The sequence below is a fragment of the Pelosinus fermentans JBW45 genome (assembly GCF_000271665.2).
GTDB classification, from domain to species: domain Bacteria; phylum Bacillota; class Negativicutes; order DSM-13327; family DSM-13327; genus Pelosinus; species Pelosinus baikalensis.
In genome coordinates this window covers 5,340,582-5,362,931 of the sequence record NZ_CP010978.1, presented here as the reverse complement: position 1 = coordinate 5,362,931, position 22,350 = coordinate 5,340,582, and the positions used below count along the sequence as shown (strand labels likewise).

19 protein-coding genes are annotated in these 22,350 nt (G+C 38.4%); 18 read left to right on the top strand and 1 reads right to left on the bottom strand.

Going from position 1 to position 22,350, the window contains the following annotated elements; genetic code table 11:
• The first annotated feature begins 72 nt into the window (after positions 1–72).
• The 4 genes from JBW_RS23590 to JBW_RS23575 all read left to right on the top strand — a co-directional run bounded on the left by JBW_RS23590 (position 73) and on the right by JBW_RS23575 (position 2,635).
• Complete coding sequence (locus JBW_RS23590) at positions 73–996, top strand: M23 family metallopeptidase (RefSeq protein WP_007954709.1); 924 nt, start codon at positions 73–75, stop codon at positions 994–996.
• A gap of 62 nt (positions 997–1,058) precedes the next feature.
• The gene (locus JBW_RS23585; RefSeq protein WP_007954710.1) at positions 1,059–1,457 is read left to right on the top strand and encodes a bactofilin family protein; all 399 of its coding nucleotides are present in this window, start codon (positions 1,059–1,061) and stop codon (positions 1,455–1,457) included.
• Positions 1,458–1,668: 211 nt separating this feature from the next.
• The gene (locus JBW_RS23580) at positions 1,669–2,316 is read left to right on the top strand and encodes an L-fuculose-phosphate aldolase (protein ID WP_007954712.1); all 648 of its coding nucleotides are present in this window, start codon (positions 1,669–1,671) and stop codon (positions 2,314–2,316) included.
• An 88-nt stretch (positions 2,317–2,404) separates the two neighbouring features.
• Positions 2,405–2,635, top strand: a complete 231-nt coding sequence (locus JBW_RS23575; protein ID WP_007954714.1) for a YkuS family protein — start codon at positions 2,405–2,407, stop codon at positions 2,633–2,635.
• A gap of 138 nt (positions 2,636–2,773) precedes the next feature.
• On the opposite strand, the gene yyaC is transcribed toward JBW_RS23575, so the two are convergent.
• The gene (yyaC, locus tag JBW_RS23570) at positions 2,774–3,349 is read right to left on the bottom strand and encodes a spore protease YyaC (protein WP_007954715.1); all 576 of its coding nucleotides are present in this window, start codon (positions 3,347–3,349) and stop codon (positions 2,774–2,776) included.
• Positions 3,350–4,124: 775 nt separating this feature from the next.
• On the opposite strand from yyaC, the gene JBW_RS23565 reads away from it, so the two are divergent.
• The 14 genes from JBW_RS23565 (at position 4,125) to JBW_RS23500 (ending at position 22,328) form a co-directional block, all read left to right on the top strand.
• Positions 4,125–5,231: a hypothetical protein gene (locus tag JBW_RS23565; RefSeq protein WP_007954717.1), complete on the top strand. Its 1,107-nt coding sequence runs from the start codon at positions 4,125–4,127 to the stop codon at positions 5,229–5,231.
• Positions 5,219–6,853, top strand: coding sequence for a glutamate synthase-related protein (locus JBW_RS23560; RefSeq protein WP_007954719.1), 1,635 nt, complete (start codon positions 5,219–5,221; stop codon positions 6,851–6,853). Before JBW_RS23565 ends, JBW_RS23560 begins: the two co-directional genes overlap by 13 nt.
• Positions 6,854–6,865: 12 nt before the next feature.
• The gene (locus tag JBW_RS23555) at positions 6,866–9,172 is read left to right on the top strand and encodes an FAD-dependent oxidoreductase (protein ID WP_007954721.1); all 2,307 of its coding nucleotides are present in this window, start codon (positions 6,866–6,868) and stop codon (positions 9,170–9,172) included.
• A gap of 237 nt (positions 9,173–9,409) precedes the next feature.
• Entirely contained in the window at positions 9,410–10,489 is a 1,080-nt protein-coding gene (locus tag JBW_RS23550) for a GGDEF domain-containing protein (protein ID WP_007954723.1), read from the top strand.
• A 60-nt stretch (positions 10,490–10,549) separates the two neighbouring features.
• Entirely contained in the window at positions 10,550–11,389 is an 840-nt protein-coding gene (locus JBW_RS23545; protein ID WP_007954725.1) for a carbon-nitrogen hydrolase family protein, read from the top strand.
• 444 nt (positions 11,390–11,833) lie between these two features.
• The gene (locus tag JBW_RS23540; protein ID WP_007954726.1) at positions 11,834–13,006 is read left to right on the top strand and encodes an ABC transporter substrate-binding protein; all 1,173 of its coding nucleotides are present in this window, start codon (positions 11,834–11,836) and stop codon (positions 13,004–13,006) included.
• Between the two features lie 369 nt (positions 13,007–13,375).
• Complete coding sequence (locus JBW_RS23535) at positions 13,376–14,548, top strand: ABC transporter substrate-binding protein (RefSeq protein ID WP_007954727.1); 1,173 nt, start codon at positions 13,376–13,378, stop codon at positions 14,546–14,548.
• A 375-nt stretch (positions 14,549–14,923) separates the two neighbouring features.
• Positions 14,924–16,090, top strand: coding sequence for an ABC transporter substrate-binding protein (locus tag JBW_RS23530; RefSeq protein ID WP_007954728.1), 1,167 nt, complete (start codon positions 14,924–14,926; stop codon positions 16,088–16,090).
• 883 nt (positions 16,091–16,973) lie between these two features.
• Positions 16,974–17,867, top strand: a complete 894-nt coding sequence (locus JBW_RS23525) for a branched-chain amino acid ABC transporter permease (RefSeq protein ID WP_007954729.1) — start codon at positions 16,974–16,976, stop codon at positions 17,865–17,867.
• A gap of 13 nt (positions 17,868–17,880) precedes the next feature.
• Positions 17,881–18,840: a branched-chain amino acid ABC transporter permease gene (locus JBW_RS23520; protein WP_007954730.1), complete on the top strand. Its 960-nt coding sequence runs from the start codon at positions 17,881–17,883 to the stop codon at positions 18,838–18,840.
• Positions 18,818–19,585, top strand: coding sequence for an ABC transporter ATP-binding protein (locus tag JBW_RS23515; protein WP_007954731.1), 768 nt, complete (start codon positions 18,818–18,820; stop codon positions 19,583–19,585). The genes JBW_RS23520 and JBW_RS23515 overlap by 23 nt, the downstream gene beginning before the upstream one ends.
• Positions 19,585–20,289 (top strand): ABC transporter ATP-binding protein, encoded by a 705-nt coding sequence (locus JBW_RS23510; protein WP_007954733.1) that lies wholly within the window; start codon positions 19,585–19,587, stop codon positions 20,287–20,289. Before JBW_RS23515 ends, JBW_RS23510 begins: the two co-directional genes overlap by 1 nt.
• A 143-nt stretch (positions 20,290–20,432) precedes the next feature.
• Positions 20,433–21,080 carry a CBS domain-containing protein gene (locus tag JBW_RS23505; RefSeq protein WP_007954735.1) on the top strand — a complete coding sequence of 216 codons (648 nt, stop codon included), beginning with the start codon at positions 20,433–20,435 and terminating at the stop codon, positions 21,078–21,080.
• Positions 21,081–21,422: 342 nt separating this feature from the next.
• Positions 21,423–22,328, top strand: coding sequence for a cation diffusion facilitator family transporter (locus JBW_RS23500; RefSeq protein WP_007954737.1), 906 nt, complete (start codon positions 21,423–21,425; stop codon positions 22,326–22,328).
• The last annotated feature ends 22 nt before the right edge of the window (positions 22,329–22,350 follow it).

Genomic DNA, 22,350 nt, shown 5'->3' with positions numbered 1-22,350 from the left:
CTTAGAATAAAGGCGAATATAAAATATGTTTAAAACATATAGAAATATTTCCCAGAAAAGGAGCCAAGATTTTTGATTAAAAAAGAAAGTAAGCCAGATCGAAGAGAGTATACTTTAATGATTGTACCCCATCAGGGACAAGCAGTACGTAGGATCAGAATACCTATTGTAGCAGTAAAATATGCTGTTTCTTTTTTATGTTTGCTTATTGTCTTTGCGGTAGGAAGTTTCATTAATTATCGTTATACAATTAATACAGCTAATGTCGAGAAAGCGGAGCTAGAGACATTGCGTCAAGATAATGGAGTACAAAGTAAAGAAATTGAAGAACTGGCCAAAACAACTGCCAGTTTAAAAACAGATATGGAAAGATTAAACTCTCTGGATGCAGAAATAAGACGTATTGTTAACAATGAAGATACAACAGCTACATCCCGTGCTGGTTTAGTGCGTCCTTCAGCTACTTATACTGGACAAGGAGGACCGGTACAGCCTGATATTGATACCATAAAAAATACTGTGCAAGATTTACAGGCTGCCATTTCAGTACGAGAGCAAAGCCTAAATGAATTAAAGCAGGCTTTGCTGGACAAGCAATCCAGAATAGCGATTACTCCTTCTATTTGGCCGACAGGCGGAGAAGTTACATCTCGTTTTGGTTGGCGTAATTCTCCTTTCGGGGGTGGAAGCGATTTTCATCCTGGGATTGATATTGCCAATAGTGTAGGCACACCCATTGTTGCAACTGCTGACGGTGAAGTGGTGCAGAGTGAATGGTATGGTGGGTATGGAAACATGGTACAGATTAGTCATGGAAATGGAATTTCAACTGTGTATGGACATAACTCCAGATTGTTAGTACGTGTTGGTCAAGCAGTAAAGAAAGGCGAAGTGATTGCTTATCTTGGTAATACAGGAGCGAGTACAGGACCGCATTGTCATTATGAAGTCAGGGTCAATGGTACTGCTGTTAATCCTACTACTTTCTTAAATTAATATATAATGATCGTATTTTAAGCTTTAAAGGCGAAGTAGATACTATTACAGGAGCGTGCAATATGTTTGGTAGTAATAAAAAAGCAATTAGCTATGCAGGTGAGATTGAAACCATTATTGGTAAGGATACGTTGATGAAAGGAACGATCACTGGTAAAGGTGCATTGCGCATTGATGGGCAATTCGAGGGCGATATTAATACCACAGGCAGCATCGTTATAGGGGAAAATGCGAAAGTAACGGCTCAGTGCAAAGGCATGAATGCTACCATTGCTGGTATTGTATATGGCAATATTGATATTAGCGAAAAACTAGAGTTGCTACCAAGTTCGCAAATTTATGGAGATATTAAAGCAGGGATATTGAGTGTTGGCGAAGGCGCAATTTTTAAAGGTGGGTGTGAAATGCGTGCTGGTGGCGAAGATCCTGCCAATAAGAAAAATATAGTGAAAAAGCAGTAGAAATCCGGAGTGCCATACAAAATAATTTGTGGCGCTCCATTTTTATAAGAATTTGACTATTGGGCTAACGTGTAGTCTCTAGAGAGTCTCATTTAGGACGGTAAAGAATGATACTTCAACCTTTTACTTATATAGTTATGATCATCCTTTGCCTGATTATGCTATAGGGTGTTTTTCGAGAGGATATTAAAGTATTGTGAGAGGAAAAATTATGATTTTAGAAAAAGAACGAGAGCTTATTGTGGAATATGGACAAAAACTTATTACTCATGGTTTAACAAAAGGAACTGGAGGTAATATTAGTATTTTTAATAAAGCAGAAGGACTTATGGCGATTAGTCCCAGTGGCTTGGATTATTTTAAAACTACACCGAAAGATGTTGTGGTTTTAGATCTCGACGGCAACAAGATAGATGGGGACCGCAATCCTTCCAGTGAATATTCTATGCATCGCATTTTCTATCAGAAAAGGGATGAAGTCGGTGCGGTTTTGCATGCTCATTCGATTTACTGTAGTATTTTGGCGGCCCTTCATTGGAAGATTGAGCCGGTTCATTATTTAATTGGATATGCTGGAAAAGATGTACGGTGTGCACCTTATAAATTATTTGGCAGCGAGGAATTGTCACAGGTAGCTTTTGAATACATACAAGACCGATATGCTGTATTACTAGCTAATCATGGACTATTGGCAATTGGCGAAACGATTCAATATGCATTTGACACAGCAGAAGAAATTGAATTTGTTGCGCAAATTTATTATAAAGCAAAGTGTGTAGGAGACCCTATCTTATTATCTTCTGATGAAATGGATGAATTTTTAAGGAAATTTAAGCCTTATGGTAAGAAACAAGTATAAAAATAAAAGAAAAATAAATGGAAAAAAGGCTGAAAAAATTGAATAATCCTTATATCTTTTGCTAACCCTATAGCCGGAGGTGGATGCGATGCAAGGTATTATTGCTGTAGAGAAAACGTTATCTATTTTAGCGGATATGTTAGAAACAAAAGGATATGAGGTAGTAGATTTAAGTGAAAGTAATATTAGCGGAGTAGATGCTATTATCGTAGGTGGAACGGATGTAAATGCAATGCAAGACTCACTTACGGATGTACCTGTTATTAATGCTGCTGATAAAACATTTAATGAAATTATTGAAGAACTAGGGCGCGTGTAATTCCCAAAAATTGTAGTCTGGATGTCAGTCTTGATTCAATTCTCGTTATGATCATTTAAATTGCAGATCGTCTAAGAGAAAAGAACGCTAGAGGTATAGCCTCTAGCGTTCTTACGATTTCAATATCAAAAATGTTGTTTATTTTCCATAGGTTCGCAAACCGTAAGAGATGGCATGAGCGATGGTATCAGACATTTTCATAACTAAGTTTAATCTTGTACTTTGCAATACAAGATGCTCCATAAAACCGCTTACATTTACAATGCCCGTAATATATGCATCGCCTACGGAAGGAAGATCTTTATGCACGGCGGCACCTGGTTTAAGAGAACCTTTACCAAGAGAGACGCAGCCTACGTTTTCTAATCGGCCAAGACAAGCATCCACAGCAATAATATAAGGATTGGTGATATTTTCCTGGATAGTACATATGCTATCTTTTAAGTTAGAAGCATGAATTGGTTCATCAAGAGTGCCATAAATGTGTGGATAAGGATTAAAAGAACGCAGCTTGGTGCCTGTAAGGGGACCAAGAGAATCACCTGTAGAACGATCTGTCCCAATACACAAGATGACGAGAGAAACATCTGTTGTAGTTGCTTCTTGCATGATACTGCGTAAATGGCTGGCAATATCATACATTGCAGTAGGTTGATTAATGTTCAATTTTAACTCGGAGTTTAGTTTAGGGAAACTAAAAAGGTTTTTTAACATTTGATAGCTCCTATCTAGCAAAATAATATTATGAGGTTTCTCATGAACTAATTAAGGTAGAAATAGTATATGTTAATATTTGCTAAATTATACACGAGCTAAAGTTTGCATCTCATGATTTAGAATGATATTATTTGCTAAATTATTTTGTATACTGAAAAACAATGCAATACATAATGAATCGTTACCTTTTTGTCAATGGGTTACAGACCAGTAATGTAAAGGGATAACGAATATACATATAGAGAAACATAATAGATTAGAGCGAATAAATGTGAATAAATATACAAACTTTATGATCGAGAGAGAGTAATTATCAGTTCAAACTGTAGGAGTTTTCAGAAAAAAATAATATTATTCATGTATATAAAGTGTATAATGTATTATTTTTTATACATATTGACAGTGAAACATTTCGTTTTTATAATGTAGTAAGTGAAACAAAAACGTATTCTGCAATGAGACAAAAGATTTTTAGGAGTGTACCTAGGGTTCCGCGCTTTTTAGCGGTCTGGTCCAAGCGGTACAGGTGCAGATTGCACAACACCGTGGGTAAAAAAGGCCCTGCGGAAAGTCCTGGATAAGTAAGGTTTGCTCGTAGAGAGGTATTTTCTACTAAGAACCAACTTCACTATCCAGTGGTTTCCCGGGTCTTTTCTGTTGCAATGATATAAGTTGCTTTTTTCACGATCTGTCATTGAGGGTGCTGCCCTGGTCTACAATGGATATTTTATATAATTTGAATTTAGCTTGGTATGAAGGAGTGGGGGAAGATATGTGTAGAATTGGCGCCATTAAGAGTAAGGAATTTTTCCATCCATCAGCAGCGTTGCATTTAATGTTACCGCAGCAAGAAGGACATGATAATTCAGGATTTGCGATGGTTATGCAGGACCTGGCAGGAGTTTTTTCAAAACATAAGGATAAGCCATTGTTGTCATTAGCCTGTACGCAAAAGGGAGCGAAGCTGGTTGAAGACTATATGGAAGCCAATGATTTTCGCCAATTAGCGGAATGGATTCCTCGCGGGGTGAAGAATGTAAAGCTTGATATTAAGGCTATGCCGTATTATATTTTTCGCAATTATGATTATCCTGAGTATTATCGCGATGCTTCAGAAGAGGCAAAAGGCGAGTTACTTTTAGATACTAGATTGGCATTACGTGAGTTGTTGGAAAAGCAAGAGCAAGGTTATGTATATTCTTTTTGGCCAGATGTTTTGACCTTAAAAGAAATTGGCGATCCTTGGGACATTGCAACCTATTTTAAATTATGGGACAACAATGGTGACTTGATGGCGAAAAATGTAGTAGTTCAGTGTCGGCAAAACACAAATTACGATATTGTGCGCTATGCGGCTCATCCTTTTTTCTTGCAAGGATATACCTTGTGTGCTAATGGAGAAAACACTTTTTATACAAAAAATAAAGAATACCAAAAATCATTGCATCGCGGGTATATTGGTTTTGAGTCAGATTCACAGAACTTTCTTTATACCTTACACTATGTGCTGCAAGAGTTAAAATGGCCTATTAAGTATTATAAGCATGTGATTACCCCTCTTCCATTTAATGAGCTTAGTCTTCGTTCCGACGGTGCTGAGCTGCGGGCAATCAGACAATCATTAGGTTCGTTAGAGATTAATGGACCGAATACCGTAATTGGTATGTTGCCTAATGGAAATATTATAACCTGCTGCGATTCTAAAAAATTACGGCCTGTAGTTGTAGGTGGAGATGGCACGATGGTAGCCATTGCTTCCGAGGTGTGTGGGTTAAATGCTATTTTGCCGCATCGTAATCAGGAACAGGATGTATATCCAAATGAACGTGAAGTAGTTATTATTAATGACGCATTGGAGGTAGAGAGATGGAAACAATAAAGACTCAGGATATCACTGTGAACGATTTACCTTGGAAAATTGAATGTAAGCCTGATCGCTGCACCATGTGCGGTAGCTGCGTTGCGGCCTGTACATTTCAGGCTATCATGCCTGCTGTAGAACGTCGTTCCATTACGGTCTCTACTGGTCATCGTCCAGAACCAAGTCAAAAACATAGCGCAGTGCTTACGATAAAACAACGAAATAATATAGAAAACGCCTGTACAGGTTGTGGGATGTGTGAGAAGATATGTCCAAACCAGGCCATTAAACCAGTTCGAAATCCTGATTCGCGTTTTAGTCTATTGGCTAGAAAGGGCGGTTCTCCTATTAAACGTGGAGGACGTACCAGTTTAAATAGTGGACGCACATTGGATAATATTATTGTTGGGCGTATCTCCCAGATGACTGATCCTGCTCTAGATTCAGAGCGTCATACTTTTGACATCTTAGCACCTTTCGGACGGGTACTCATGCCTCACGAACTACCTTTGAGTGTGGTAAATGGCACATTGAATTTGACCGCCAAGCTGCCGCCAGTAAATTGGATTTATCCTATTATTTTCAGTGATATGTCTATTGGGGCTTTATCCACCAGGGCATGGGAAGCCGTTGCATTGGCTACAGCCTATCTGAATGAAAAGCATAATATGCCTGTGCGTATGTCATCAGGTGAAGGCGGGATGCCTGTAAAGCTTTTAGAATCAGAACAGCTCAAATACATGATATTACAAATTGCATCAGGACATTTTGGCTGGAATCGAATTGTGAAAGCAATACCTAAAATGAAAGTAGACCCAGCTGGAGTACTAATAAAAATAGGTCAAGGCGCAAAACCTGGTGATGGAGGACTTTTGCCTGCAGCTAAAGTTGCTGATCATGTGCAAGCAATTCGTGGTGTACCGAAAGCAGATCTGATGTCCCCTCCGAATCACCAAGGTTTGTATTCCATTGAAGAATCTGTACAGAAAATGTTTTTGTCAATGAATGCAGCATTTAAGTTTAGGGTTCCAGTAGCGATTAAGTGCGCTGCTTCTGCAACGTCGGTGTCTGTATATAATAATTTGCTGCGTGATCCGTATCGAATCTGCGGTGGATTTTTTCTTGACGGCATTCAAGGCGGTACAGGTGCTGCCAATGAAATTTCTCTTGATCACACAGGACACCCTGTAGTTTCTAAGACAAGGGAGTGCTATTTGTCAGCAGTAAAGCAAGGACGACAAGGGCAGATTCCTTTATGGGCTGGCGGCGGCATTGGACTTACTGGAAATGCAGCAGCCGATGCATTTAAAGTCATTTGCTTAGGTGCTAATGGGGTATTTCTAGGCAAAATATTAATTCAGCTGTTAGGCTGCGTAGGGAATGAACATGGCAGATGCAACGCCTGTAATACAGGCAAATGCCCTGCAGGTATTTGTACCCAGGATCCTCGGCTAGTTGAGCGTTTAGATATTGATAAAGGGGCGCAAAACATCGTGGAATATATGTTGGCCCTTGATAGTGAATTAAGAAAATTAATGGCGCCAATTGGCAATAGTTCCTTGCCGGTGGGGCGCTCGGATGCTTTAGTAACAACGGATCAAGCCATTGCTGAGAAATTGGCAATTCAGTATGTGTGTTAGGAGGAAATCAATATGTTTAAGTTAAAAAGCCTTGACGGAAGTCAGCGGATGTCCACTCAGGATTTGCTGCAAGTCATTAATGAAGCAGTGGCAGCAGGGGAGACGGAATTTCATATTGAAGCTTCCGGCCAACATGATATTGGAGGACCATTATGGCATCCAGAAGGAAAAGACCTTAAATTTTTAGTAACAAACCCTGGTCAGCGCGTAGGATCTATGTGTTTGGAAGGTACCCAGATTATTGTAGAGGGCTCTGCGTCTGCTGATGTAGGCTGGCTGAATGCTGGCGGTAAAATTGTAGTTCGCGGTGATGCAGGTGATACCGCTGCTCATTGCGCAGCGTCAGGCAATATTTATATTGGTGGTCGGGCTGGTACCCGGTCAGGCTCCTTGATGAAACATGATCCATTATATGCGCCACCTGAATTTTGGGTTTTAAAAAACTGTGGCAGCTTTTCCTTTGAATTTATGTCCGGTGGAATTGCTGTAGTTTGCGGCTATGACAGCGAGAAATTTGAATCCGTGTTAGGTGACCGTTCTTGTGTAGGCATGGTTGGAGGAACATTATATTTCCGGGGAAATGCTTTGGGGATTTCCAAGAAAGATGTCAAAATCAGACCTCTTGAACAAGAGGATATTGCCTATTTGGATGGTAAAATGGATGATTTCTTGACATCCATTGCACGACCGGAAATAAGGGCTGAATTAAGTAATTGGTCTGATTGGTATAAAGTAGTACCACTAAAATATGAGGAACGCAGCAAAACATCCCAAACTAAAATTCTTCCTTTCCGTACGGAAGAGTGGGTGCCAAATGGTATTTTTAGTGATGTTTTAAAGGATGACTTTTCTGTAATTGGTTTAGTTGCGACAGGCGTATATCGACAACGTGTTCCAGTTTGGGAAAATGCGTATTATGCATCTCCATGTGAATTTAATTGTACGGCTTCGATTCCATCCCAGCGTCGTTATAATTTATTGCGGGAAGGAAAAGTGGAAGAAGCGTATAAACTGGTCTTGGAGTATACGCCGTTTCCGGGCTCTGTTTGTGGCGCGGTGTGCCCGAATGTTTGTATGGAAGACTGTACTCGTAAAAATCTGGATATTTCCGTACAAATTGGTGAACTTGGTACCTACTCTAAAGATGTTACCCTAGATAAAGCAGCAGTCCCTAAAGGAAAGAGCGTAGCTGTTATTGGCGGTGGTGCAGCAGGTCTGACCGTGGCATGGCAGTTAATTCGTCAAGGTTATGATGTAACGGTGTTTGAAAGCGATGCAAAAATGGGTGGTAAGCTAGAGCAGGTTATACCTCGTTCACGACTGCCTCAGCAAACATTGGCTGCAGAATTAAAGCGCATTAAAGATATGGGTGTAGTGTTTAAAAATAATACACCTGTAGATAGAGAAAAATTCTCTGAAATAAGAGCAAATTATGATGCTGTAGTGGTGGCTACTGGCGGTCATAACGGCAGAGTGATTCCTTGGCCAGGGCATGAACGCATTATCAAGGGAATTGATTTTCTCAAAGGAATTAATAAAGGAAAGTCTCCTAAGGTCGGTAAACATGTAATTGTCATTGGCTGTGGGAATTCTGGGATGGACGCAGCTGTCGGTGCTTATGAAATGGGAGCTGAACATGTAACCTGTATTGATGTGCAAAGACCAGCAGCTGATGATAAAGAAATTGCCCATGTAGAAGATTTGGGAGCGACTTTAATGTGGCCAGTTGTCACAAAAGAGGTTACTGCTGAAGGCATTATTACGCAAGATAATCAATTTATTAAAGGTGATACTATTATTATTGCAATTGGCGAATTGCCTGAACTTGAGTTCTTACCAGAAGAAATTGTCATTGAAAAAGGGCATTTGAAAGTTGCCGGAGATTATCGTATTGCAGAAGGCGTCTACACAGCAGGTGATGCTGTAAAACCGGGACGTATGGTAGATGCCATTGGCGCGGCCCAGCAGGCAGCAGCAGCGGTAGATGCTTATCTGACAGGAACCACCTATCAATTGCAGACAAAAACTAAAATTGATAAAAATAGGTTGAGTACGGCATATTTTAAGAAATGCCATTCATGTGATGTTCCCAAGGCAGATGACGATCATTTACGTTGTATTAGTTGTGGCACATGTCGTGATTGTCACATGTGCGAACGGTCCTGCCCAGAAAATGCTATTACTCGCACATTAGGATCAGATGGAAATTTTGAATATATTTCTAATGCCAATAAATGTATCGGCTGTGGAATATGTGCCGGTATTTGCCCTTGCGGTATTTGGTCAATGCATGCGAATAAGCAACCGATTCATGCCTAGAAGACACGATTCAAATAGAGTATTAGCTCCGTTTGAATCGTAGCCGCAGCTATCCTTAAGACATCGGATAGAATGATTTTATAAAATATAAGCGCATTTCTGATCCCAATTCATATTGGTGATTCGGAATGCGCTTTTAAATATTAGAAAGATGAACTTTCAGGCAGGAATTTGGAAAAAAGTGGAGAACCCAGCAATAGAGATAAAATTGAGTTATAAAACAAAAGAGGGTTAGGCATGTTTGAAGAAAAAACGTATAGGAAGGTACGGATTGTATTTGTTGCAAATGTTATTACATTAGCTTTTTGTTTGGCTTTAGTCCTTACAAAAGCACCGGATGAATCCAATGATCAGCTTTCTCTCTATGGCATGGCGATGGTAATATATGGAATATTGATTGCCTTTTCTATCGATAGACGGAGTATCTATTATGAGATTCTTTCTTTTATTGCTACAAATGCTGTACTGGGATACTTATATTGGCATACACCGGATTCTATGGCAACAATATTATTTTATTTCTATGCCGTACAGATCGCCCTACAATATAATCCTAGATATTCGTTAATTGGATCCATGCTTATTTCCTGTATATACATTGCAGTTAGCCTGAGTCAGGCAGAAGGGATTGTAGAAAATAGGTTATCCATATATATGCATTCGCTGCTTATTATTAATATGAATGTATTAGTTCAACACTTATCTCAACTAGAGGGGCGCGCTCTTTCCCAAAGCGAAAAGGTTAATCAATTATTAAATCAGATGGAATCTTCTTATAAGATGGTTAGTAGTTTGGCAGAAAAAGATGAATTGACAAATTTATATAATTATCGATCCTTTAGGCAAAGACTAAATGAAATGCAACCTAGTAACATAGCAATATTACTTCTTGATGTAGATTATTTTAAAGTTTTTAATGATTCGTATGGGCATTTATGTGGTGATGCTGTACTGCGGGATATCGCTATCGTGCTAAAAAATAGTTTGCGGGAGAGGGATATGATTTTTCGTTATGGGGGGGAGGAGTTTGCAGTTATACTGCAATGCAACAATGAACAGGAAATACAAGCTGCCGCTTTGAGGATTTCCAATAACATAGAACAACATGCCTTTCATTTTGGAGATGAAACGGAACTACATGTTACTGTTAGCATTGGCTATGGGATTGGTGATGAGAAAATTAAAACAGCAGAAGAACTCTTTAAGATTGCAGACGATGCTTTATATAATGCTAAGGATAGCGGTAGAAATTTAATTGGATGTCCTAATGGCGAAATCTGTACTTCTGATTTGAGCTCATTGTTAAAAGTCATGTAATGCCCACTGCTGGGATGTAGAAATCGTATTTTTTGTTTATAACCAAGGAGGGGATTGTTAGTGAAATCCAGTTCCATTACCTTAGGAATTTGCCAATTAGCTGTTACACCAGATAAAGCATTAAACATTCGTAATGCAGAAAGGATGTTAAAAGCGGCAGCTAAAGAAAAATGCCAGGTTGCTATATTACCTGAAATGTTCAATTGTCCTTATGAAGCAGAATTGTTCTCAAGGTATGCTGAATCCTATCCCGATGGAGATACCTTTACCATGTTGTCTCAAACAGCAGCACAAGAGCGGATGGTAGTAGTAGGCGGATCTATGCCTGAAAGAGATGAGTGGGGAAATCTTTACAATACCTGTTTTATCTTTGATGAACAAGGCGGCCTATTGGGGCGACATCGAAAAACACATTTATTTGATGTTGAAATTGCAGGTGGTACTGTATTTAAAGAATCGAGCATCTTATCAGCGGGGCAGGATGTAACGGTAATAAAGGCAGCGGGCTTGACTCTGGGAATTGGAATTTGTTATGATATACGATTTCCAGAGTTATCACGTTTAATGGCCCTTGCTGGCGCCAAACTTCTCATCTTTCCAGGTGTCTTTGGTATGTCAACAGGTCCTGCTCATTGGGAATTATTAATGCGGTCTAGGGCTGTTGATAATCAAGTTTTTGTAGCAGGAGTAGCACCTGCTAATGTTCCGGAAGCTTCGTATCAAGTATATGGACACTCCATGGTAGTTGATCCATGGGGACGAATCGTATCTGTAGCGGATGACAAAGAAAAACTGCTTATCGTAGAAATTGATCTTGAAATCCTAAATAAGGTTCGAAGGGAGTTGCCATTATTGCAGCACCGCAGAACCGATGTATATGAGCTTCGTCAGAAAATATAAGAAATTCCGTTCATATAATAAAATAGGTGATGTTACAAAAAGAAATAAATCGGTAAAAGGTAAAAGCCTAGTCTGCGCTTTACTTCACACCGATTTTTTCTTTTTTGTTTTTTTGCAGAAAAAGTGAATGTGCAATAACAAGAGACATATGTTTATAAAGTGATAAAAAAAACTAACAAAAGCCTTGACAGTAAGTAACGAAGTAAATATAATAGCCTACAGATACAAATATGTTGCAGTTGTGTACTTTTCTAGCAAATGTCCTTTAAAAAGATGTAAACGTGTAATTAAATGAATGGAAAATCAGAAAAGATAGCTGTATATTATTAAAAAAGGCATTTTTTTATCTAGGAGGCGCTAAAGAGCAAAGTGCTTTTGTTTCGTGACGGTTAAAGCAAAAAGTATAAGACTCTTATCAAATCATTAAGAATGGGAGGAATTATCATGTCAAGAAAAGGAATATCTTTCACTGCTTTAATAGTGGCAGTGGCTATGTTGGGATTGATGGTAGCAGGATGTAGTTCCACTCCATCAGCTTCAGACTCTAAGGAAATAAGAATAGGTGCAAATATTGAAATGACCGGTAGTGTTGCCAATTATGGTAAATCCGCTTTTAATGGCATCCAATTAGCATTTAAGGAAGTCAACGCTGCTGGGGGAGTTCTGGGTAAGCAGATTAAAATTATTCAAGCTGATAATAAGTCAGAAGCATCTGAAGCTACTAATGCAATGACTAAACTAATCACACAAGATAAAGTTTCCCTTATTATGGGACCTATTACTAGCTCCAATGCAATAGCAGCATTGCAGGTAGCACAAGATAATAAAATTCCTGTCATCACTCCAACAGGAACAAATGCTAAAATTACTGTGGATAACGGCAAAGTAAGACCTTATGTTTTCCGCAGCTGTTTTATCGATCCATTCCAAGGTGTTGTGATGGCTAATTTTGCAACGAAAACATTAAACGCAAAAACGGCTGTTATTTACATTGATAACAGCTCAGATTATTCTAAGAATCTGGCAGAATCTTTTGAAGCCCAATTTGTAAAAAATGGTGGCACTGTTATTGGAAAAGAAGCATTCTTACAGAAAGATCAAGATTTCAAATCCACTTTGACCAAAATAAAAGCATTAAATCCTGAGACAATTTTTATTCCTGCGTATTATGAAGAAGTAGGTAAAATTGCAAAACAAGCTCGTGAGATGGGAATTTCAGTACCTTTCATCGGTACTGACGGATGGGATGATCCTAAAATAGCAGAGGTTGCTGGCGCTGCTGCATTAAATAATACTTTCTTTAGTAATCATTATTCATCTCAAGATACAGATCCTAATATTGTGAAATTTGTAGAGGCCTATAAGAAAGAATATGGGCAGGAACCTAACGCCTTTGCAGCATTAGGGTATGACGCGGCTTTAATGGTTGTTGATTCTATTAAAAGAGCCAATAGCGCGGAACCTGAAAAAATAAGAGAAGCCTTGGAAAAGATCAAGGATTTGCAAGTGGTAACAGGTAAAATCACGTTGGATGCAAATCATGATCCAATTAAGAGTGGTGTAGTTATCGAAATGAAAGATGGCAAGCAAACCTTTAAAGAAAAAATCAATCCGTAAACAAACAAAAATGGACTCGGCTTAAGCCGAGTCCATTTTTGTTTGTTTATGGGTGGAAGACACATTTTCTTGAACTGTTATTTAAAAAGACTATTTTTAAACATAAGTCCTAATATAAAAGTATTGACAGTAAAGTTAGGAATAAATATAATATCATACATACACAAATATATTCTGATAGAGTACTTATTTTCGGAATGTATTAATAAAACTGTAAAGTGTAACATAAATAATAAGGAGGCAGGTAAAAGTTACAGATTATGTTTGAAAGAAATTCAAATAGTATTTCATCTAGGTGCCCTTGGGTTATATACAGTTGGAATTATTAGTACAAATCTTATTACAAGTTAGAATATGGGAGGAATAATGATGTCAAAGAAAGGGTTCTCTTTCATTGGTTTATTGCTTACGGTAACCATGTCCGGTTTCATGTTGGCAGGATGTAGTTCAACTCCGTCTGCGAATGATTCCAAAGAAATAAAAATTGGCGGAAATTTTGAGTTAACTGGTGGAGTTGCTAACTTTGGTAAGATGACAACAAATGGCATTCAGCTAGCTTTTAAAGAAGCCAATGCATCAGGCGGTGTTCTTGGTAAGCAAATAAAGTTAATATTGGCCGATAATAAATCAGAACCTTCTGAGGCTACCAATGCAATCACAAAACTGATTACCCAAGACAAAGTTCCTCTTGTTATGGGACCTGTTGCTAGCTCTAATGTATTAGCAACCCTGCAGGTATCACAAGATAATAAAATTCCTGTCATTACAGCCACAGGTACGAATTCGAAGATTACTGTGGATAATGGTAAAGTAAGACCGTATGCCTTCCGCAGCTGCTTTATTGATCCATTCCAAGGAACTGTAATGGCTAACTTTGCTAGCAAATCATTAAAGGCAAAAACAGCTGTGATTTATATTGATAATAGTTCGGATTATTCCAAGGGGCTGGCCGAATCTTTTGAGGCCCAGTTTGTTAAAAATGGTGGTGTAGTCGTAGGCAAGGAAGCTTTCTTGCAAAAAGACCAAGATTTTAAGTCTACGTTAACGAAGATAAAAGTAATGAATACAGATACTATCTTTATCCCTGCATATTATGAAGAAGTAGGTAAAATAGCAAAGCAAGCTCGTGAGTTAGGAATTACCATACCTCTTATTGGTACAGATGGCTGGGATGATCCTAAGGTCGTGGAAGTTGCAGGGGCAGAAGCGATGAATAATACTTTCTTTAGTAATCACTACTCTTCTCAAGATACAGACCCTCGTATTGTAAAATTCGTAGAAGCCTATAAAAAAGAGTATGGCCAAGAGCCAAATGCTTTAGCAGCATTAGGTTATGATGCTGGTTTGATGGTTATTGACGCGATTAAACGGGCAAATAGCACGGAACCTGATAAAATTAGGGATGCATTAGAAAAAACAAAAGATTTGCAAGTCGTAACAGGAGTCATTACTCTAGATGCAAACCATGACCCGGTCAAAAGTGGTGTTGTTATCGAAATGAAAGATGGCAAGCAAACCTTTAAAGAAAAAATCAATCCATAAATGTAAAAAACTTGGCATTGGCCAAGTTTTTTACATTTATGGATTGATTTAGAATAGTCAGCTGTATTTTGGAAATATGTGCCAGGTGTTTCTGGATAAATAGTGAGAATTGCAAGACCGTATTATCACAAGAAGAGAAGAAATAATTCGATTTTAGTATAATCTATAAAAAAAATCGCAAATGTCTATTACACAAGGACGAATTGCCTAATGTCCTTTCTATGAGTATTGACAGCAAAGCGCAATATGTCTATAATACAGCATGTGACAAGTACGAATATTCGCCTGGGGAGGACTAAGGCGTATTTCGAACAGTGGATACGGACTTTTTAAAATGGAGAAAATACATATTATTTAAAAGGAGAATCAGTGTTTATGAAAAAAACAAGTAAGTGGATCAGTACCTTTATTGCTGTTGCTATGCTGGGCTTAATGGCAACAGGGTGCAGCGGTAAACAAGATAGTAATGTAATTAAACTTGGTGCCAACTTAGAAATGACTGGTGGCAATGCGACTTTTGGTAAATCTGCAAGCAATGGTGCAAATTTAGCAATTAAACAAGTAAACGCTAATGGTGGTGTTCTAGGTAAACAGTTAAGTTTAGTAGTTGCAGATAATAAGAGCGAAGCTGCAGAAGCTGCAAATGCTATGCAGAAATTAATTACCCAGGATAAGGTAGTAGCTGTTATTGCTCCAATTGCTTCTTCCAGCGTGATTGCCGGTGCCCAAGTCAATAACGATAATAAAGTCTTAGCAATTAGTCCAACAGCATCCAATCCTAAAGTGACAGTAGATCCTACAACTAATAAGGTTCGGGACTATTTATTCAGAGCAGCATTTATTGATCCTTTCCAAGGTTCAGTAATGGCAAACTTTGCTACGAAAACCTTAAAAGCTAAGACTGCAGCAATTTACATTGATAACTCCAGTGACTATGCTAAGGGCTTAGGGCAGTTCTTTAAAGAAACCTTTATTAAGAATGGCGGTACAATTGCAGTAGAAGAAGCGTATCTGGCAAAAGATACGGATTTTAAAGCTACATTAACGAAAATTAAAGCTGCGAATGTGGATGTCGTCTTTGTACCAGGTTATTATCAAGAAGTCGGTATGATTGCGAAACAGGCTCGAGAAATTGGTTTAACTATGCCGCTTCTCGGTGGTGATGGCTGGGATTCTGCGAAGCTTCCAGAAATCGCTGGAGCGCAAGCGCTGAATAATACGTTCTTTGCAAATCATTACTCACCAGATGACAATAGTCCAGCAATTAAGACTTTTGTTGATGCATATAAAGCAGAATATAAAGAAACTCCAGATGCTTTTGCTGCATTAGCTTATGATGCGACGATGATGGTCATTGAGTCCATTAAGCGTGCCAATGGTGTTGATACGGTGAAGATCAAAGATGAGTTGGCTAAGACAAAAGACTATAATGCTGTATCAGGTTTAATTACGTTGAATGAAACTCATGATGCCGTAAAAAGTGCTGTTATTATTGAAATGAAGGATGGCAAGCAAACTTTTAAAGAAAAAATAAATCCTTAATTGTTTATGTAAGATCGATAAGCGTCAGCATATTGACATTTATAAGATTGAGTCCAGAGCTACCCTTGCTGAAATAAAGAGCATAAATTGTATTATTATTAACCACAAAAGCACAATACTACTGGTGTGGCATTGTGCTTTTGTGGTTTTTTAGCAAGTGAAAGAAAGGGAAACATTGCTTAGATATAAAGTATCGGTATGGAGTGACACTGTCAATGAGTTGACGAATATGTCAAATTACAGACGAAAAAAGCCACCCATAAGGATAAACCTGATGAACACTAAGAGCTTTTTAGAAGTTGATATGTTTTTTTAAAAAAATTGACTTACTTGCTAGAACGTATGGAATAAAGCTTACGAGGAATAAAGCCGCAAAAGTATTGATAATAGAACATAAATGGCATGATTATTGCAATAAGTATAAAGTGGTACGATTCTAACATGAAAAATTATATAAAAGTATGGTGTAAATGCGTGTTTGTATTTTTGGAAGAGATTAACCGACAAATTAAAAGATAAAAGTATTGACACTAGAAGACAATGTATCTATAATTACGTATATATTATAGGAGAATATCCACAGAGAAAAGATAGGTATATAATTCTAAGAGGGGTTACGAGGGATTCTAAAGTGGGATTAAAAAGCACATATAACCTGTTGAGAGGCTGTTTTAAAATATCCAGATGCTAGTCCTTACGAGCATTTGAGCGAGACGTACAAAGACGTATGTTTAGTGAAAACGCACAGGGACAATAAAGGTAGATGGGAATTTTGAAATAGACTCTATTAGACTTTATTGCAGTTGTTTCTTCAGTGTGAAAAATATAGGGGAAAGGCATCGCTTTACCCCTTGAAAATAAAAGAAATGTAGGAGGCGAAATCATGGATTTTTCAATTACTCAGCAATTTTTACAGCAATTAATAAATGGTATATCTCTTGGCAGCATTTATGCACTTATTGCTTTAGGTTACACAATGGTGTATGGAATTATTAAGTTGATTAATTTTGCGCATGGTGATATTTATATGGTAGGCGCTTATGTAGCATTTTTTGCTACAACGACGCTCAAACTTTCTTTTTTCCCAGCGCTAATTGTATCCATGGTAGTGGCTGCCATAGTTGGGATGACAATTGAAAGATTGGCCTACCGTCCATTGCGAAAAGCACCTAGAATTGCGATATTAATTACTGCAATTGGTGTATCTTTATTATTAGAATATGGTGGGATGCTTCTTGTTACACCGCAGCCGAGAACGTTTCCAGCTCTATTCGAATCTCAAGTTTATACTTTTGGCAATATTGTAGTGAATAGTCAGCAGGTAATTATATTGGCAATATCCGTAGTGCTAATGGTTATTTTAACCTTTGTTGTACAACGTACCAAAATCGGTAAAGCGATGCGTGCTGTATCTTTTGATACCGATGCGGCTCGATTAATGGGTATTGATGTTGACCGTGTTATCTCCATGACCTTTGCGATTGGTTCTGCATTAGCAGCCGCAGCAGGCATGCTAGTCGGTGTATATTATAATTCAATTGATCCTTTAATGGGTATTATGCCAGGTCTTAAAGCATTCGTAGCTGCTGTTTTGGGTGGCATTGGAGTGATTCCAGGGGCGATGCTTGGTGGTATTATAATGGGCGTTATTGAAGCTATGGTAAGTGGCTTTATTTCTTCCACTTTCCGTGATGCTGCAGCGTTTGCCATTTTAATTATTATTTTACTGTTTAAGCCTTCTGGCTTATTGGGTAAAAACGTTCGTGAGAAAGTGTAGGTGGCAAATAATAATGGGAAAGAATAAGAAGGAATTGCTGTCGTTAGTGGCATGTATAGCATTGTATGCTGTTGTGCAAAGCTTAATTATGTTAGATGTTATTGGACCGTTTTGGGAGCTAAATTTAATTTTAATCTGTATTAATGTGATTTTGGCGGTAAGCTTAAACCTAATTAATGGTTTTACAGGTCAGTTTTCTATCGGTCATGCAGGATTTATGGCTGTAGGAGCTTATCTTGGCGCTGTACTCACTGTTAAATTGCAATTGCCCTTTATTGTTGCTATTTTAGGTGGAGCAGCAGCGGCTGGTTTCTTAGGATTTGTAATTGGTTTACCAACATTGCGTTTAGATGGTGATTATCTAGCCATTGCGACCTTAGGCTTAGGAGAAATCATCAGAATTACCATTCTGAATATTCCTTATGTAGGCGGCGCATCTGGTTTTATGGGTATTCCTCGTTATAGTAACTTCACGTGGGTATTCTTCGCTACCGTTTTTACTGTATTCTTTATTAGAAATTTCATTAATTCTACCCATGGCCGAGCGTGTATTTCGATTCGAGAGAATCAAATTGCAGCTGAGGCAATGGGAATTGATACTACGAAATATAAAGTAATGGCTTTCACGATTGGTGCTGCTTTTGCTGGTATTGCAGGAACCTTATTCTCCCATTATTTTTATATCGCTCATCCTGCGTCCTTTACTTTTATGAAGTCCTTTGATATTTTGACAATTGTAGTATTGGGTGGTTTAGGCAGTATTAGTGGATCGATTACGGCAGCTATATTACTGACTTTCGTTTCTGCAGCGTTAGCTAGCTATCCTGAGTGGCGTATGATCATTTATTCATTAATGCTGATCGTATTAATGTTGTATCGGCCACAAGGATTATTTGGCAATAAGGAAATCAGTCTTAAAATCTTTGGCCGTTTGATGGGAGGTAATAAGCGTGGCAATACTCAAGGCAACTAAACTTTCCAAAGTATTTGGCGGACTTAAGGCCGTATCCGATTTTTCCATCGATATTGGCAAAGGTGAGTTAATTGGATTGATTGGTCCTAATGGAGCTGGTAAGACAACCGCTTTTAACTTACTGACGGGTGTATATCAACCAACAACTGGCGAAATAGATTTTGATGGTAAAAGTATTGTTGGACTCAAACCTTTTCAGATTACTCAAAAAGGGGTAGCCAGAACCTTCCAAAATATTCGCCTCTTTTCGGAACTATCCGTTTTAGATAATGTTAAGATCGCTTATCATTTTCATGTAAAATACGGAATATTAGAATCTGTTTTGCGTATAGGCAGATACCATCAAGAAGAAAAAGAGATTGAAGAAAGAGCGATCAAGCTATTAGAAATTTTTAAATTAAGCGATAAAAAAGATGAAATCGCTAAAAACTTACCTTATGGTGAGCAACGGCGTTTGGAAATTGCCAGAGCACTAGCGGCTCAGCCTAAATTATTATTATTAGATGAACCTGCGGCTGGCATGAATCCTCAGGAAACTCAGCAGCTAATGCAAATGATAAAATGGATAAAAGAAGAATTTGATTTAACTATTTTATTAATAGAACATGACATGCAATTGGTTATGAATGTGTGTGAACGTATTTATGTATTAGAATATGGTAGTATAATCGCTCAAGGAACACCTGAGGAAATCAAGAATAACCCACGGGTTATTGAGGCCTACCTCGGAGAGGAGGTTGAATAATGTTAAAAATCGAGAATATTGATGTATATTATGGTGCGATACATGCCTTAAAGGGTATTAGCGCAGAGGTGAATGAAGGGGAAATTGTTACCTTGATTGGTGCGAATGGTGCTGGTAAAAGTACTATTTTACGTACGATTTCTGGATTGCTAAAACCGAAAGCAGGTCAAATTAATTTTGAAGGAAAAAGCATTGCTGGTGTAGTTGCTCAAGACATTGTAAAGCTTGGCATTTCTCAAGTACCGGAAGGGCGAAGGGTTTTTGCAAATATGTCTGTTCTAGAAAATCTAGAGTTAGGTGCTTATATCCGTAATGACAAAAAAGGGATTCAGGAAGATATGGAGAATGTCTTTGTAAAGTTCCCTCGCTTGGCAGAAAGGCGCAGTCAATTAGCTGGTACGTTGTCAGGTGGTGAGCAGCAGATGTTGGCTATGGGGCGTGCCTTAATGAGTCGCCCACGGCTATTGCTCTTAGATGAGCCATCTATGGGTCTTGCACCATTGCTGGTAAAAGAAATATTTTCTATTATTAAAGAAATTAATGCTAGCGGAACCACGGTTTTGCTGGTGGAACAAAATGCTCATATGGCATTATCCATTGCCCATAGAGCCTATGTACTGGAAACAGGACGCATCACCCTTTCCGGCGATGCGAAAGAGTTGGCCGCAAGTGAAGAAATACGTAAGGCCTATTTGGGTGGTTAATCGATAAGACGCACTAAAGATAGTAGTGGCAGAGTGTTATGAAAGACAAAAGGTGAATTCCTAAATTGTATTATTCATAATTTCTGACATGGGAAAAATCTTTAGTGCGTTTTCTTTAATAAAAATCAATGGAGATGATGAAAATGTTTGTAGAAAGCAGGATGACAGCTAACCCAATTACAATCAGTTCGAATACAACAATTGCCGATGCATCGGAGATTATGCGTAATAATAAATTTCGCCGTCTTCCAGTGGTTGAGGGTGGAAAATTAGTTGGTATTGTAACTGACAGAGATCTTCGTGCGGTATCGGCATCGCCAGCAACTGCTCTTTCTATTTTTGAACTTAACTACTTATTGGCGAAGATGAAAATTAAGGATATCATGCAAAAAGAAGTGATTAGCATTAATACGGGTGCTACAGTTGAAGAAGCCGCAATTCTAATGTACAACCACCGCATTGGCGGTTTGGTAGTAGTAGATGAGCAAGGAGCAGTCGCCGGCATCATTACGGAAACGGATATTTTTAAAAGTTTTGTTGATATTATGGGTCTAGTGGATGGGAAAACTCGTCTGACCCTTGATGTGACAGATAAAATTGGATTGCTTCATGAAATTTCCGAAGTATTTTTGGCAATGAATATCAATATTACCAGTATGGTTAGTTATGCCTTACCCGATGGAAAAATTGAGATGATTATACGGGCCGATATTATTGATACGGAAGAATTAGAAAAGGCCCTTGCAGCTAAAGGATACCCCATTAGCCACGTGGTACATATTAAATCATGAACTAAGCTTGCCTGTCATGTTCTTTAAGAATCAACCCATAAAAGATATTTACAAGCAAATTCCTAATGTGGTACTATATATAATATAATGCTAGGAACAGGCGGTCATCATGGCGCAGCCGGGCGGAAAGCAGCAGGTATGTATTAAAGCCTGCGGGACCTTAGAGGGCCTGCAGGCTTTTTTGTTATGTCATCCTATAGGCGCATGATTCGTTTATGGGCTGTAGCATCTGCTAAAAATGAGCTGAAATTGGTACCTTTTATAGTTCGTTTGAATAGTGTAGGCTATTGAAGGTTATAACAAAGAATAGAGCTGCTAAGCAAAAGGTAGGAGGTAGTATGATTGGGATATGTGGATAGTAATTTAAAGGAGCGTACTGCTAGGCTGTCCGTTATTTCTAATACGGTTTTGGTTGTATTGAAATTGATCGTGGGATTTTATACTGGGGCCGTCAGTATTATTTCAGAAGCTGCTCATTCTGGCTTTGATCTACTTGCATCTTTGATTGCTTTTTATGCGGTCCGCAAAGCAGATACCCCTCCTGATGACAATCATGCCTATGGTCATGGAAAATTTGAAAATTTATCAGGTGCTATCGAAGCGATATTGATTATCGGGGCAGCAGTATGGATTGTATATGAAGCCGGGAGTAAAATGAATTCGGCTACGGTTCCAGGTTTTTTAGAATATGGTATTGCTCTTATGATCATTTCAATTGCTATTAATTACTGGGTATCAGAAAGATTATTTAAGGTGGCTAAACAGACTGGTTCTCATGCCTTAGAGGCAGATGGTTTGCATCTAAGGGCGGATATCTGGACTTCTGTTGGGGTGTTAGTAGGATTGGTGATTATTCATGTAACTGGTCTTGCCTGGCTTGATCCTGTGATTGCAATCATTGTAGCTGGTATTGTGTTTAAAGCTGGTTATGGCATGACAAAGAAGAGTTTATATGAGTTAACGGATATTAGTTTGCCGGCACATGAAGAACAGATGATCATTGACATCATTAAGAGTCACAAAGAGATCATTTCCTTTCATCAGCTCCGCACTCGGCGTTCCGGCAGTTGGCGTTTAATTGATATGCATCTTATTTTATACAAAGATATGCATTTGAATAAGGCTCATGATATCTGTGATCAAATTGAAGAGGAAATAAAGCAAAAGCTAGGTTCTTGTGATGTCGTCATTCACCTAGAGCCATGTGATCATCTCGAGGAACTAGGGGCATGTCCTCTTGATGAATAGAAAAATAAGCAAGAATCGTTTG